The following is a 14,535-nucleotide window of genomic DNA, read 5'->3' on the forward strand; positions in this document are numbered from 1 at the left end:
ACTTCGCTGATTAAGAGTTTCTTCCGCATGTCAGATACAAAGTATATTTTGGCAAGTTCAAAAATAGACTGCCAATACTTTCGGAACGATTAATACAAACTCTCTGATGATCTCCTGAGCATCGGTTTGTCCGCCACGTGCTGCTTTCAGAAACCAGCGCAATGCGGCTTCGGCATCTTTTTTGATGCCCTCGCCGGTTGTATAGGTGAGTCCAAGGGTAAACTGGGCCTCAAGATGGCCTTGCATGGCCGCAGCTTCCCACCAACCTATAGCTTTCTCCACATCAACCCGGAGGCCATTACCGTTAGCATAGAGCCAGCCCAGATTATAGGCAGCCTCAGCATCGCCTGCATTTGCCAATGGTCGCCAAATGCAGAACGCCTCGGCAAAATTGCCTTGACGTAGAGCATCAAGCCCCTCCTCCACTGTCTCTGAGGCAGCAAAAATCGGACTGGATATGGGCAAAAAGAGAAGTGCCCAGATCAGGCTGGTAAAAAAGCGGGGGCTGCTTGTGCGGTCAGCTGTCATTTCGCTATCCAATCTCGCGTACCTTGAAAAGATCAGGTTTGAGAGGTTTGAAGCAGATTTTCCAGGAGCGCCCTGACATTGCGCATACCCACCAGCAGGTTTTTCTCGATCTCTTCCATGCTGATCGGCTGATCACCCTTGCCTGCCGCCCAGTTGGCGACAACTGCGCAACTTGCGTAGCACAGATCGAGTTCACGGGCCAAGGAGGTCTCCGGCATCCCGGTCATCCCCACCAGATCACAGCCATCTCTCTCCATGCGGGAGATCTCTTTTGCTGTCTCCAGTCTGGGACCTTGGGTAACTCCATAGGTGCCGGTATCTGCAACATTTTGTCCGGTCGTGATGCCCGCAACAATGAGTCGTTTGCGCAGCTGCTCGCAGTAGGGTTGAGTAAAGTCGATATGAGTGACCTGATTCAGGTCATACTCAAACAGCGTATGCTCTCGCCCGTAAGTGTAATCGATAATCTGGTCTGGAATAATCACCCGTCCTGGCGACATTTCAGCGCTAATACCACCAACAGCGGCGACACCAATCACCCTGTCGACGCCAATGTGTTTCAAGGCCCAGAGGTTTGCCCGATAGTTGACTTTATGGGGGGGAATGTTGTGAGCGGGGCCATGCCGGGGTAAAAAGACGACCTCGTTATCAGTTAACACGCCATGAGTCAGTGCCGCAGAGGGTTCACCAAAAGGCGTATGGACAACCTCTCTTCGGATGACATGAAAATCCGACATCTTGTTGAGCCCAGTCCCCCCGATTATTGCCAGTTTTGCCATTATTTTTCTGTCCAGCGGCCATCAAGAACCTCGGATTGTAACCCGAGCCGCCAGGCAAACATACTCGCCTGTGTAAACGCAAAAAAGCCGGCTGGATATCCAGCCGGCTTCATGAAGCGCTAATGACGTCTCAATCAGAGTTCATCAGCATGCGCGTCCAGATATTCTGCCACGCCATCGGGGGTGCCTTTCATACCTGCATCGCCGTCTTTCCAGCCCGCGGGGCAGACTTCACCGTGCTCTTCAGTAAACTGCAGCGCATCGATCATCCGCAGCATCTCGTCAATGTTACGGCCCAGGGGCAGATCGTTGATGACCTGATGACGAACCACGCCACTCTTGTCGATCAAAAAGGAACCGCGGAAGGCAACGCGACCATTCGGAGTTTCCACATCGAAGGACTTACAGATGGCGTGATCGAGGTCGGCAATCAGCGGGTAACCCACAGCACCAATACCGCCTTCATTGACCGGGGTATTGCGCCATGCATTGTGCGTGAAGTGGGAGTCGACAGAGACACCGATGACTTCAACACCGCGCTTTTTGAACTCATCGAGGCGATGATCAAACGCAATCAGCTCAGAAGGGCAAACAAAGGTGAAATCCAGCGGATAAAAGAAGATGACGGAGTATTTGCCATCAGTAGTTTCTTTGAAGTTAAAGGTGTCGACGATGGTTCCGTCGCCCAGCACAGCGGGTGCGGTAAAATCAGGTGCCTCACGGCCAACAAGTACGCCCACGGTTGTTCCTCCTCATGGGTTGACTGGAATCTGACCAACCATCGAAACGATGACCGGCCTCTAAACTCGAGCGGAAATCATAAGTGTTTTTGTCGGGAATTAGAATAGAAGGATTCTAAATTATCATTAAATATTCCTATATACCAATAGTTTTCTATTATAGCCCACAGAAAAGGGGCCGTCAGCCCCCTTCCCAACGACATCTGTCGCTCCCTAATGTGCGGCGACCGACTGCTCGTACATGCCGGCTAATCTAAGCGTCGGCACCAGTACCTTCGTCTCGCGTTCGATCCGCCCCTCGATCATTTTAAAGAGTTCATGCGTATCGCTAAGGAACTCCTCAGTAAAGTTGAAGCCGCACTCTTTCAACCACTTTTGATGATACGCATCGAACTGGCTTCGCATCGGTTTCTGGCCGTTGATAAAGCCCCAGGCCATTGACTTCAGCTTCGCATCCTCGTGAACCAGCAGATCAGGATAGATTCCCGCGTCCTGATCGGCAATGTGCGCCTTCATCTTGTCCGACAGTTCACATATCAGCTGATGGGCAGTCTTTGCCGTGGGCAGGATCTTCAGCTGCTCCATGGTCATCATAGCCCTGAGGTCAGAGATAATCTGCAGCATCTCGGCATGGCGTCCTTCAATCGAATCGATCATATTCACTTCTACATCCTCCATCTGGTCGTAGCCCGGATGCCCCCTAAAAAAAGCAACGGCATACCCGGGAATCGTTGTGTTTGGGGAGCTATCGGTCTCTGCCGGTTTCTACCCGATGGAGAGATAGTGAAACAAAATCACAGAAATGGCAATAGGTATTTAATTTTATTAGAGTTTTTTGGAATTCTTGAAGGGAAACCCCTAGCCGGAAAGATGCGTTGTTAAGGGATTTCCCTCGATAGTCTGCAAGATTATTTAGTCATCTTTGACTGCATAGATGCCATGCGCGTTACGCAGATAATCTTTGTAGTCCATTCCATAGCCAAAAACATAACGATCCTCTATCTCAAGTCCGACAAAATCAGCCTTGAAGCCGTTGCTTCGGTCGTGACGTTTCTCCACCAGCACGGCACTGAGCACCTCTTTTGCCCCCGCATTCTGGCAGGCCTCGACAATCGCCTTCAGAGTGATACCTTCGTCCAGGATGTCATCGATGACGAGAATCGTCTCACCTTCCAATGCGGTCGAGGGATGACCGATCCACTTCAACTCCGCACCGCCGCTGGTCTCCCCCCTGTAGCGGGTCGCATGAATATAGTCCTGGCGTAACGGAAACCCCAACCGGGTAAGCAAGTGTCCGGAGGGAATGAGCGCCCCGTTCAAAACGCAGAGAATGATCGGGTCGTGCCCCCCTAGCCGTCCAGTGATCTCCATCGCCATGCGATCGAGGGTCCGCTCCACCTCATCCGGGGAATAGAGAAGATCAGCGGTTGCCAGAACCTCAGCCGCCTCTTCCTGGGAGATTTTTGCCACCTCTGTTACTCCACTATCAATTGAAATTCAGATCAAGACTTGCACCGTCTTCAGCCTGAACGAGCCGGTTGACCGCCTTTTTCCACTCAGGATCCAGATGCAGAGACTCAGAGGTCATGTCGCCGCGACCATGCATCCGCACCAGCCGCAGATGGGACACCGGATCCACATCCTCCCGCAACTGTTCCAACACTTGAGCTGCTGCCTGCCGATTGTTACAGACCAGCACCATATCGCATCCTGCGGCGCGGGCGGCCAGCGCCCGTTCACCAAATGAGCCGGCCTCTTCAGCTGCCGCCATGCTCAGGTCATCGCTGAAGATAACCCCCTGAAAACCGAGCCGTTTGCGCAAGATCTGTTGCAACCAGAAGGGGGAGAAGCCGGCCAGATTCCGGTCTACCTTTGGGTAGACCACATGCGCTGGCATGATCGCTTCAAGACCTGCGTGGATCATCCGCTCAAATGGACGCAGATCATCGATCTCGATGTCTTCCAGCCGGCGCTGATCCACCGGCAGCGCATGATGGGAGTCGGCCCTGACCGCCCCATGTCCGGGAAAATGCTTACCCACGGCGGCCATGCCGGCCCGATGAACGCCCCTCATCCAGGCCCGAGCCAGATCGGCGACCACTTCCGGACTAGACGAGAATGCGCGATCCCCAATCACCTCGCTCACCCCCATATCCAGATCAAGCACCGGGGCAAAGCTGAAATCGACACCCACAGACCGAAGTTCAGCGGCCATCAGCCAGCCCCCCTGCTCTGCCAAAGAGAGACCGAGTTGCGACTTCTCGCGGTAGTTCTCACCATACCAGGCCGCCGCAGGCAGAGAGCTGAAGCCCTCCCGAAAACGCTGTACTCGCCCGCCTTCGTGGTCCACTGCGATCAGCAGATGGGGCTCACGCAGCGCATGGATCTCCGCCGTCAGCTGTCGGACCTGCTCTGGATTCTGAAAATTTCGGCTGAACAGGATCACGCCGCCGCAGGCCGGATGGTTCAACAATTCGCGATCTTCCGCCGAGAGTTGCGTGCCCTCGACATCGAGCATTACCGGACCAAGTGTCATATTTAGTTTGGCTTTTTCTTTTAACTTTCACGTCAGTATGCCGCAAAGGGGAAGACAGGGAAAACGTTTCATCACACCCTACAAACTAGAACCTGACAGGTTGGAAAATGTTCAGAAAACACCTCTTGATGCAAATCGCCTGCTTGATCCTGTTCTCAGCTGGACTCTTCGCCACTTCGCTCAAGGCAGGAGAGGATGGTTCTTCAGGCTCGGTCCTCTACTACGAAATCAGCCCCTCACTGGTCGCCAACCTGGCTAAAGGGGGAAAATATATCCGCTGTGATGTGCAGTTGATGACGAAAGATGAAGATTTTCTGGAACAGATGAAGTTGCACGGCCCGGCAATCCGCCATGAGCTGCTTCTGCTGCTGAGCGAGCAAGACGGCAAGGTGATCAAGACCTCACAAGGCAAAGAACAACTGCGCAAACAGGCGCTCGAATCAGTCAGCCGAGTGATGAAGAAGATAGCTGGCAGCGACAGCGTGCAGGCCCTCTACTTCACTACTTACTATGTCAAATAGCGCGACTGTCTAAACGATCCCTCAGCTGGTCGCCCAGCAGGTTGAGGCTGAGCGCCACCAGCGACATCGCCAGCCCCGGCGCCAACACCATATGCGGCGCCACCAGCATATAGCCCGCGCCATCCCTAATCATATTGCCCCAGGAGGCATCCGGCGGCTGCACCCCCAGGCCGAGAAATGAGAGCCCCGCTTCCGCCACCACCACCCCAGCCACACCGAAGGTCGCCTCAATGATCAGCGGTGCGCTCATCAGCGGTAGAAGATGGTGTAGCAGGATGTGTGGGGTGCGACTGCCCAGCGCGATCGCCGCTGTTACATACTCCCGCTGGCGCAGTGACAGGGCCTGGGCACGGGCTAGCCGGGCGTAGCCCACCCATCCCACCGCAGCAAGAGCAATGATCAGATTATCCAATCCCGGCCCCATCACCGCTGCCAGCGCGATCGCCAGCAGGATGCCGGGAAAGGCGAGAAATACATCGATCAGACGCACCAGCAGCAGATCGATCCAGCCGCCGAGGTAGCCCGCCAACAGACCAATCAGGATGCCGATGAGCGCCGAGCTGGTGACCACGGCGGCGGCCACCAGCAGTGACGATTGCGCTCCGGCGATCAGGCGGTCGAACAGTGGTCGGCCCAGATCATCGAAACCGAACCAGGCCACAGCCCCCGGCGGCTCAAGGATTCTCTGTAATCCGACCTCGTTAGGCGTCAGGCTGAACAGAGGCGCGCCCAAGGCAGCAAACACCCAGGTCAGCAGCACCAGCAACGGAAAGGTCGAGCCAGACCGCATCAATCGGTGGCTCGGATGCGCGGGTCGACCAGCTGATAGAGCAGATCGGTCAGGTTGTTCACCAGCAGATAGGCAAGGCTGATGAAAAGCACACACCCCTGCAGCACTGGATAGTCCCGCTTCTGGATGGCATCGATCATCAGCGAGCCCACCCCCGGCCAGTCGAACACCACCTCAGTCACCACTGCCCCGCCCAGCAGCGCCCCCAGTTGCAGGCCGATAATCGTCAGCAGTGGCAGGCTGGCATTGCACAGCGCATGCAGGCCGACCAGCCGCCCCTCCCCCACCCCCTTGGCCCGGGCAGTGCGGATGTAGTCCTCACCCAACACCTCCAGCAGGGTGCTCCTGACCATCCGCGCCAGCACCGCAGCAAAGGCGCTGCCGAGAGTGATCGCCGGCAGAATGACACTGGTCAGGCCGTTGCGGCCGCTCACCGGGGTCCAGCCGAGCCAGAGCGAAAACAGCAGGATCAGCATCGGTCCGAGCCAGAAGTTGGGGATCGAGACTCCCAGCATCGACATCCCCATCGCCCCCCAATCCCAGCCCGTGCCTCGCCGGACTGCCGCCATCATCCCCAGCGGCAGAGCAATCAGCAGCGCACAGAGCAGCGCCACCACGGCCAGCTGCAGGGTCGCCGGAATACGTTGGGCGAGCAGCTGAGTGACCGGCTGTTTGGAGTGGAACGATTGCCCCAAATCAAATTGTGTCAGAGAGGCGAGATAGTCGAACCACTGCTGCGAGAGGGGGTGGTCCAGCCCTAGGGATTGACGCAGCGCCTCCCGGTCGGCCGGCAAGGCTGACTCCCCCAACATCACATCTACCGGATCGCCCGGCACCAGATGGATCAGCAGAAACACCAGGCTGACCACGCCGAACATCACCAGCAGCATACTCAGCAGCCGGGAGAGTAGGCGCTCAGCCACCGCTCACCTCGTTTGATTCGAGGATCTCCACCGGTGTCCCTGCCCTGACCTGCTCAAAGAGTTCCAGCAGATCCGCGCAGCGCATGCGGATGCAGCCATGCGAGCGGGGCGCCCCCATCGGCTCAGAATCTGGAGCGCCGTGGATATAGATGAAGCGGCGCAGGCTGTCGACCTGCCCACCCCGGTTGCGCCCCGGCTCATCCCCGGTCAGCCAGAGGATCCGCCCCAGGATCCAGTCCCGTTCAGGGAAGGCCTCGGCCAGCGCCGGGGTGTATCGCTCCCCGGTGGGCCGCCGCCCCACAAACACCGTGTCGGCCGGGCAGCCTGCCCCGATCCTGATCCGAATATGGTGATGCCCACGGGGGGTGCAACCGCTGCCGTTGAACTCGCCGACACCATTCAAGGCGGTGGAGACCGGATAGCGCTGCAGCAAGCTCTCCCCCTCCAGCAACCTCAACGACTGCTGTGCAATATCGATCAGGATTCGCCTGTCGGTCACTGCCGCTCCCTCTGTTCCAGGTTCAACACAACATTCTGTAACCCATCATAGTTGCCGTCGGCCATCAGCCGATAGCCTTCCAGCCGCTCAGCGCTGGCGCTGTACTGATGCTCATACCAAAGTGGGATATAGGGCAGATCCCGATGCAGGATCTGTTCGATCTGCCTATAGCGCAGCGCCCGCTGCTGCAGGTTTTCAGTGCCTTCCGCCTGGTCGATCAGCCGATCGACCTCCGGACTGGCGTAGCGGCCCCGGTTGGCGCCGCCCGGCGGCAGCGAGTCGCTGGCGAAGATGTAGCGGAAGATATCCGGCGTGCGCACGCCAACCCAGCTGAGCGAGTAGAGCTGAAATCGTCCCGCCTTGATGTCGCCAAAGAAGGTGCCCCAGTCGTAACTGTGGATCTCGATCTCCACCCCAATGTGCCGTAACTGGCTTTGCAGGATCACCGCCAGCCTGAGCCGAAACGGATCGCTGGATGTTTTGTAGCTGAGCCTGAGCGGTCGATCCGGCCCGAAGCCCGCTTCCCGGAGCAGTGCGCGGGCACGCTCCGGATCGTAGACATAGGGCGGCAGCTCAGCAGCCCCGGCCCAGTGTTCCGGAGGAAAAATCGCCTCTGCTGGTCGCGCATCGCCACGGAATAGATGTTGGATAATCGCAGCCCGGTCGATGCCGTGGGCAAGCGCCTGGCGGATCAGCGGATTGCCGGTCAGCGGATCGGCCAGATTCAGGCCGATGTAGCTGAAATTGCTGCCTGGACGAGCATCGACCTGAACCTCGCGTTCCTCCCGCAACAGGCCCAGCAATTCCGGAGAGAGATCGTTCTGCAACAGGTCGATCTCGCCGCGCAGCAGCTTTAACAGCCGCACCGTGGGGTTCTTCACCTCAACCAGCTCGATCCGCTGGCCGTCACTGCGCCGCTCCAGCAGCAACTGCCCCGGCCCCGGGTGGGCGAGAAACCGAAATGGACCGCTACCCAGCGGCTGTTGGTGGAAGTCGTGAGCAGATTGGATCAGCCGCTTCGGCAGGATGCCTAGCACCAGGTAGGCGGGAAACAGCGCATCGGCCCGCGCGAGATGAAAATCGATCGTCTCCTGATCCACTACCGCAATCTGTTCGATCAGCGCAAGTGCGGAGCGATGCGGTGAACCGTTTTCTAGATCGAGCACAAAACGGTAGGTGGCGGCCACATCCGCAGCACTCAGGGTAGCCCCATCGCTGAAGCGGGGACGTGGCGACAGCAGGGTGAAACGATAGTGGTGTGGGCTTAACTGCTGCCAGCTGGCGATGCCGGGCACCGGCATGCCCCGCGCATCAAAATCGATCAGCCGTTGATAAAGCAGCCGGTTGATGCGCTCCGAGGTGGCGTCGGTGGCAAAACGGGGATCGAGATTGAGCGGGGCCGAGGCGATGCCAAAGCGGATACGGTCGGGCTCCGCTGGCTGATCACAGCCACTCAGCGACAGAATCAGCCCAAGCGAGAGCAGTAGGCGAGCAAACACGCCCTGCGCTCACCAACTTTTGTAGGGGTGTTTCACCAGACTGGCGTTGTAGTAGCGCGGATCATCCGAGACCTCCTCCCCGGCCCACTCCGGCATCTGGAAGCTCTCATTCTCCTGCTGCAACTCGATCTCCGCCATCACCAGACCGGCGTTGTCGCCGTGGAACAGATCCAGATCCCAGATATGCGCACCGCAGCGCACCCGGTAGCGGATCTTGTCGATGACCGGGCCATCCACCAGCTCCACCAGCATCGCCTCCCCCTCCGAGCGTGGGATTGAATACTCGAACTCGCTGCGGCTGATGCCCTTGGCGGCTCCCTTGAGGGTTAGCAGCGCCTTCTCTCCCTTTAACCTGACGCGCACGCTAGCGTTCGGCAGATTGGCGATATACCCCTGCTTGATGGCCTGCTCTGAGACCACGTCTGACTTCCATTTATCATTTTTAACCAAAAACTTACGTTCTATTTCTAATCCCATCTGTCATCCTTTTTCGAAGAGTGCGATCGACTCCACATGGGCGGTGTGGGGGAACATATCCATGACCCCCGCGGAAATCAGCCGATAGCCATGCTGATGGCAGAGGATACCCGCATCCCGCGCCAGAGTGCCTGGATAGCAGGAGACGTAGACGATCCGCTCCACCCCCAGCCTTGGCAAATGCTCCAGCACCTCCTGGGCGCCGCTGCGGGGTGGATCGAGCAGCGCCTTGTCAAAGCGCTGCAGCAGCCAGGGTTCCTGCTCCAGCGGCTCGTAGAGGTTGGCAGTGAAGTAGTCGACGTTGTCGATGCCGTTGCGCTCGGCATTGGCGCGGCCTCGCGCCACCAGACCGGCATCTCCCTCCACGCCGACCACCTCACCGGCACGGCGCGCCAGCGGCAGGGTGAAGTTGCCCAGCCCGCAGAAGAGATCGAGCACCCGCTCATTGGCACCGGGGTCGAGCATCTCCACCACCCGCGACACCATCTGCCGGTTGATGCCGGTGTTGACCTGAGTGAAGTCGATGGGCAGGAAGTCGAGGCTGAGATCGAAGTCGGGCAGCCGATAGTTGAGATCGGCGGGAATGCCAGAGAGTGGCTGGATGGTGTCGAGTCCTCCCTCCTGGATATAGATTTCAATCTGGTGCTCAGCGCCGAACTGCGCCAAGGCCTGCCGGTCGGCCTCGTTCAGCGACTCGAGGATGCGGAAGATCAGCACCAGGGTCTCATCCCCCATCGCCATCTCGATCTGCGGGACCTGCCGCTTGACGCTGAGGCTCTCGATCAACTGGCTCAACTGCGGCAGCAGCTGCCCGACCCGGGGATGGAGGATGTGGCACTGTTCAATGTCGGCGACAAACGAGGAGCCGCGCTTGCGGAAACCGACCAGCACCTTGCCCTTCTTCGGTACATCGCGCACGCCGAGACGCGCCTTGCGTCGGTAGCCCCAGGGAGTCTCATTGAGCAACGGCTCCAGTACCGTTTCAGGCTCCACCTTGCCGAGATGCTCGAGGGCATCAAGCAATGCCTGCTGTTTGGTCTGGATCTGCGCCGCCGGCGCCTGATGCTGCAGACTGCAGCCGCCACAGATACCGAACTGAGCGCAGCGAGGCTCGACCCGCTCCGGGGAGGCCTGCAACACCTCGACCACCCGACCTTCGTCATATTTGCGGCGCTGTTGAGTATAGAGAAAGCGCACCCGCTCGCCGGGCAGTCCGCCCACCAGAAAGGTGGCCTTACCCTCGATGTGGACCACGCCCTTGCCGTCGTGGCTCATAGATTCGATGTTTGCCTCTACCGGCTCGGCAGGCAGTTTCTTTCTGCGGCGCGATCGCCCCATAGTATTTACCTTCTCGACTGAAAAGCGCTCGATTCTACGCCGAGTCGAGGGGTGGCACAAAAGCACCAAACCCGTAGGAGCGCTGCTTGTAGCGCGAATCGAGGGCATTGGGCCATTCGCGCTGCGAGCAACACCCCTACTTCTGTTTCCAATTGCCGCCGGCATCCTGATACCACCAGCCGGCAGCGGCCTCTTTGATCCAGGTGCGAGCAAAGATGTTACGCACATCGGTCTCCCACTCCGGATGGCCGTTGGCCTTGGCAATCTCCTGATAGAGCTGGTTGCGCTCGCGGTTCTCGGCGGCCACCAGTTTTTTCAGATGGCTGCGCTGTTTCAATGGCACTGCCGACTGCTGCCGCACACCCACCAGCGCCTTGTTGGTGAAGCCGATGGCACCGTTCTTATAGAAGGCGACCAAAGCGCCATGGCGCTGCTTCATCGCCGCCTGCAGCTTACGCACTGTGGGGGTGTTGATATTGAAATCAGGCGTGGCCGCCTGGGCGCTGGGGACCAGCCACTCCAGCGGGTTAATCACAATAAACTGATGGTGGCCGGGGAGCTGCATCGACTGGTCGTCTTTGCCAGGTTTATCCACCTTCTCCTTGCCGAGGATATCTTTGACGATCTCCTCCGCTGCCTGCTGTGCCTCAGCGGCCGGAAAGTAGATATTGATGGTGACACAGGCCGCCAGGAACAGTACACCGAACGCAAACGCTGCCAATCTTAAACTCTTCATCATCGACTCCATCTTCATTTACTACTGGATCACCGGCGCAGCACCACCTGACTGGGTGATCCCTTTTAGCCGTTCGAGCAGGTTATCCCAATTGGCAGTGCGATTGTAGCCGATCACATCGATGCGGGGGATGCCACCGCCCTCCACCAGATAGTAGCCCCGATCCGCCTCACCGACACCACTCATCTGACAGACGCCCGCCTGCAGCCGACAGCCGATACCCAGACGACTGTAGCCAAACTCCTCGAAAAAACGCAGGAAGGAGCGTGCCAGAGAACCGGAGATGCCGCTGCCGCCGAGGTTGGAGATGTTATCCACTGCCTGCTGGCTGATCCGGCGGCGCGAGTCGTCATCTTCGGGTGTGTGGAAAAAGGCGTCGAAGCTGACCGGCCTCCATGCCTCCATCTGCAGTTCACGCATGTAACCATCGAGCCGGCCGGTGATGCGGCCAAAGGAGAAGGTTCTGGTGAGGGTCTCTAGGTCGAGCCCCTGCATCTCGATATCGGCCTGCAACCTGGGATAGACACCCAACAGATCCTGCAGCTGCAGGTCTCGGATCAGGATATCGCCATCGAACACCTTGACCAGCAGTGCGCCATCGATGCTCAGGCTGCCGTTCGCGTAGTTCATCCCCGGGATCATGCCGGAGAGCTTACCCGACAGCGGTGGCCACTCCAGCGCCTGGCTCAGACTGGCCATTGATATCGGAGTGAGAAAGCCGTCAAACTGCAGCTGCGGCTCATCGCCATCCACCTGCAGGATCAGTTGCTCCAGCTGCAGCGCGCCATCCAATACTGGGATCTGGCTCGGCTGCTTGAGCTGAAAACGTTGTCCGGTGAGAGTGAAATCGAGCCGGCCCGGACCGATGGGAATCCGCTCCAGTAGGTGGCCACCCTGCCAGCGCAGCCAGGAGGCGGCGGCAGGCCCGCTCTGGCTCCAGTGCAGATGGCCATCAACCCCCTGCAGACCCAACCGACGCTGATTGATGCCGTCAGCCTGGTCGTCCCACTGCCCTCCTTCGAGTATCGCATCCAGGCGGGAGTGTCCTGGATGCAGCTGCAGGCTGCCGCTGAGCGAACCCTGCAGGGTGAGTCGCTCCCAGGGGGTGCCGAGCAGCACCGGCTGCAACAACTCGCGATGCAGATCGCCAAGCGCCACTGGCTCCAGCTGCAGAGCCAGTTGCTCGACCTTGGCGTGCTCACCCAGGCTGAAGCGGCCATCCAGGGAGAGATCGATCAGTTGCCCCTGTCGATGGTGCAAAGAGATGAGTTCGAGCTGATGCCCCGCCTCATCTAGTCGAAAATCGCCACTGAGATGGAGGGGGTGGTCTGCCAGATTCGTATAGAAAAATGGCGTTAGGGCCTCTCCCCCATCGAGCTGCAGCGCCAGACTCCCCTGCCAGCCAGCCGCAGCAGCACCAATCTGCCCCGCAATGCTTCCCTGCAACCCTTCCGCAAGATAGGTTCCATCCGCGTCACTGAAGCTGGTCTCTCTCAATCCGATGGAGCCGCTGATCTGGGTGAGTTTTTGCTGGCTTCCATTGAGTTCGAGCTGTGCATCGATCTGGCTCTGCAGTGACCATTCGGCCAGATCGACTGGGATGCCTGCAGCGGCGGCGAGTTTGGTCAGCTGCTGTAGCTGCAGCGCCTTGGCGTCGACCGTCGCCTGCCAACCCTGTGCATCGAGTCGCAGCTCAATTCGGGCAGTGCCGTCTGCCAGCCGGAGCTGGTTCAGCCTTGCCTGAAGATGCGGCTGCTGCAGATCCATCAGCAGACTGCCAGCGCTCTGCTGCCGACCCAGCAGGGGATGATCGAAGCCGATGCGAACCGAGGGACACTCCAACTGTCGCCCCTGCAGGCGTCCGTTGCTGCATTCAAAACTCAACTGCTGCAGTGGCTGCGCGAGGCCAGGCAGGTGGAGCTTGGCAATGCTGATCAGGAAGTTTTCCCGGCCGGGCGCTGGTTGGAGCAGTTGCAGGTTGATCCCTTCGGCGCTCCAGCCGGGAGCTGTGATACTGCCGAGCAGCAGCGTCAATCGGCCGCTGGCAAAGATCGAGTGAAACAGAAGTGCAAACAGTAAACCGCCCAACAGGGCGGCCAGGAGCAGGCTCTGCCTACTCCGCAGGAAAGACATTGGTGGAGAGGTAGCGGTCACCACGATCGCAGATGATCGTGACGATAACCGCGTCGCTCACCTGCTTCGACAGCTCCAGCGCCGCCGCCACTGCACCACCAGAGGAGATGCCGCAGAAGATCCCCTCTCGCGCCGCCAGCTCGCGGGTGGTCTGCTCGGCCGCCTCCTGGGAGACGTCGATGATCCGGTCGACCCGGCTGGCATCGTAGATCTTCGGCAGATAGGCCTCAGGCCAGCGGCGAATACCGGGGATGCTCGCCCCCTCCTGGGGCTGTACGCCGACGATCTCGATCGCCGGGTTCTGTGACTTGAGATAGCGGGAGGCGCCCATGATGGTGCCAGTGGTGCCCATGGCGCTGACAAAGTGGGTGATCTCGCCGCCGGTGTCGCGCCAGATTTCCGGGCCGGTGCCGGCGCTGTGGGATGCCGGGTTGTCGACATTGGAGAACTGGTCGAGAATCAGGCCCACCCCCTCTCCCTCCAGCTCCCGCGCCTTGTCGATGGCCGCCTCCATGCTGCCCTCTTTGGGGGTCAACACCAGTTCCGCGCCATAGGCCTTCATCACCGCGCGGCGCTCCATGCTCATGTTCTCCGGCATCACTAGGATCATGCGGTAACCGCTGATTGCCGCCGCCATCGCCAGTGCGATGCCGGTGTTACCGCTGGTGGCCTCGATCAGGGTGTCGCCGGGCTTGATCTGGCCTCGTGCCTCGGCTTGGCGGATCATGCTCAGGGCCGGCCGATCTTTGACCGATCCGGCAGGGTTATTGCCCTCCAGCTTGACCAGCAGGGTATTGCTGGTGTCGCCTGGAAGGCGCTGCAGCCGCACCAGCGGAGTGTTGCCGATGAAATCTTCGATGGTTTTGTAGAGCATGTCGGGATTAGATAGCTGCGTGTCAGAATGTTAGCTGGTTGGAAATTCCACCCTTTTCAGGGAGCAGAGACAGAAACCAGTGACGCTAGATTTAGCCGTTCAAGTTACAATCAAAGCGGGTCAGATGCGAGTATTTTGATGAGTGGATTGACAACCGTTTAG

At 58.8% G+C, this 14,535-nt stretch carries 16 protein-coding genes; 1 reads left to right on the top strand and 15 read right to left on the bottom strand.

The features are described 5' to 3' along the window. Positions 1 to 57 precede the first annotated feature (57 nt). The 6 genes from Ga0074115_RS13230 to nagZ all read right to left on the bottom strand — a co-directional run bounded on the left by Ga0074115_RS13230 (position 58) and on the right by nagZ (position 4,583). Complete coding sequence (locus tag Ga0074115_RS13230) at positions 58 to 528, bottom strand: tetratricopeptide repeat protein (protein WP_232433098.1); 471 nt, start codon at positions 526 to 528, stop codon at positions 58 to 60. Between the two features lie 32 nt (positions 529 to 560). Continuing rightward, complete coding sequence (locus Ga0074115_RS13235) at positions 561 to 1,307, bottom strand: S-methyl-5'-thioinosine phosphorylase (RefSeq protein ID WP_057955812.1); 747 nt, start codon at positions 1,305 to 1,307, stop codon at positions 561 to 563. 134 nt (positions 1,308 to 1,441) lie between these two features. Beyond that, positions 1,442 to 2,047: a peroxiredoxin gene (locus Ga0074115_RS13240; RefSeq protein ID WP_057955811.1), complete on the bottom strand. Its 606-nt coding sequence runs from the start codon at positions 2,045 to 2,047 to the stop codon at positions 1,442 to 1,444. 213 nt (positions 2,048 to 2,260) lie between these two features. Next, on the bottom strand, positions 2,261 to 2,704 hold the full coding sequence (locus Ga0074115_RS13245; RefSeq protein ID WP_232433102.1) for a hemerythrin domain-containing protein: 444 nt from the start codon (positions 2,702 to 2,704) through the stop codon (positions 2,261 to 2,263). 255 nt (positions 2,705 to 2,959) lie between these two features. Next, entirely contained in the window at positions 2,960 to 3,517 is a 558-nt protein-coding gene (locus Ga0074115_RS13250) for a hypoxanthine-guanine phosphoribosyltransferase (RefSeq protein WP_057955809.1), read from the bottom strand. Positions 3,518 to 3,533: 16 nt separating this feature from the next. After that, positions 3,534 to 4,583 (bottom strand): beta-N-acetylhexosaminidase, encoded by a 1,050-nt coding sequence (nagZ, locus tag Ga0074115_RS13255; RefSeq protein WP_057955808.1) that lies wholly within the window; start codon positions 4,581 to 4,583, stop codon positions 3,534 to 3,536. Positions 4,584 to 4,711: 128 nt separating this feature from the next. On the opposite strand from nagZ, the gene Ga0074115_RS13260 reads away from it, so the two are divergent. Next, on the top strand, positions 4,712 to 5,104 hold the full coding sequence (locus Ga0074115_RS13260; RefSeq protein ID WP_232433099.1) for a flagellar basal body-associated FliL family protein: 393 nt from the start codon (positions 4,712 to 4,714) through the stop codon (positions 5,102 to 5,104). On the opposite strand, the gene Ga0074115_RS13265 is transcribed toward Ga0074115_RS13260, so the two are convergent. The 9 genes from Ga0074115_RS13265 to cysM form a co-directional block, all read right to left on the bottom strand. Continuing rightward, positions 5,097 to 5,894 (bottom strand): ABC transporter permease, encoded by a 798-nt coding sequence (locus Ga0074115_RS13265; protein ID WP_057955806.1) that lies wholly within the window; start codon positions 5,892 to 5,894, stop codon positions 5,097 to 5,099. The two genes, Ga0074115_RS13260 and Ga0074115_RS13265, sit on opposite strands and share 8 nt — an antisense overlap. Continuing rightward, on the bottom strand, positions 5,894 to 6,817 hold the full coding sequence (gene nikB / locus Ga0074115_RS13270; RefSeq protein ID WP_082626787.1) for a nickel ABC transporter permease: 924 nt from the start codon (positions 6,815 to 6,817) through the stop codon (positions 5,894 to 5,896). Before nikB ends, Ga0074115_RS13265 begins: the two co-directional genes overlap by 1 nt. Next, positions 6,810 to 7,316: a L,D-transpeptidase gene (locus Ga0074115_RS13275; RefSeq protein WP_057955805.1), complete on the bottom strand. Its 507-nt coding sequence runs from the start codon at positions 7,314 to 7,316 to the stop codon at positions 6,810 to 6,812. The genes nikB and Ga0074115_RS13275 overlap by 8 nt, the downstream gene beginning before the upstream one ends. Then, positions 7,313 to 8,815 (bottom strand): ABC transporter substrate-binding protein, encoded by a 1,503-nt coding sequence (locus Ga0074115_RS13280; protein WP_057955804.1) that lies wholly within the window; start codon positions 8,813 to 8,815, stop codon positions 7,313 to 7,315. The genes Ga0074115_RS13275 and Ga0074115_RS13280 overlap by 4 nt, the downstream gene beginning before the upstream one ends. A gap of 9 nt (positions 8,816 to 8,824) precedes the next feature. Further along, on the bottom strand, positions 8,825 to 9,292 hold the full coding sequence (locus Ga0074115_RS13285) for a CYTH domain-containing protein (protein ID WP_057955803.1): 468 nt from the start codon (positions 9,290 to 9,292) through the stop codon (positions 8,825 to 8,827). A 3-nt stretch (positions 9,293 to 9,295) separates the two neighbouring features. Then, positions 9,296 to 10,630: a 23S rRNA (uracil(1939)-C(5))-methyltransferase RlmD gene (rlmD, locus tag Ga0074115_RS13290; RefSeq protein ID WP_060528608.1), complete on the bottom strand. Its 1,335-nt coding sequence runs from the start codon at positions 10,628 to 10,630 to the stop codon at positions 9,296 to 9,298. Between the two features lie 136 nt (positions 10,631 to 10,766). Continuing rightward, entirely contained in the window at positions 10,767 to 11,366 is a 600-nt protein-coding gene (locus Ga0074115_RS13295) for a YdbL family probable chaperone protein (protein WP_232433100.1), read from the bottom strand. A gap of 21 nt (positions 11,367 to 11,387) precedes the next feature. Then, positions 11,388 to 13,499 (bottom strand): translocation/assembly module TamB domain-containing protein, encoded by a 2,112-nt coding sequence (locus tag Ga0074115_RS13300; RefSeq protein ID WP_232433101.1) that lies wholly within the window; start codon positions 13,497 to 13,499, stop codon positions 11,388 to 11,390. Then, positions 13,480 to 14,373, bottom strand: a complete 894-nt coding sequence (gene cysM / locus Ga0074115_RS13305) for a cysteine synthase CysM (RefSeq protein ID WP_057955800.1) — start codon at positions 14,371 to 14,373, stop codon at positions 13,480 to 13,482. Before cysM ends, Ga0074115_RS13300 begins: the two co-directional genes overlap by 20 nt. Between the last annotated feature and the right edge of the window lie 162 nt (positions 14,374 to 14,535).

Source organism: endosymbiont of Ridgeia piscesae, from assembly GCF_001443665.1.
In the GTDB taxonomy this organism is placed as follows: Bacteria; Pseudomonadota; Gammaproteobacteria; order Chromatiales; family Chromatiaceae; genus Endoriftia; species Endoriftia persephonae.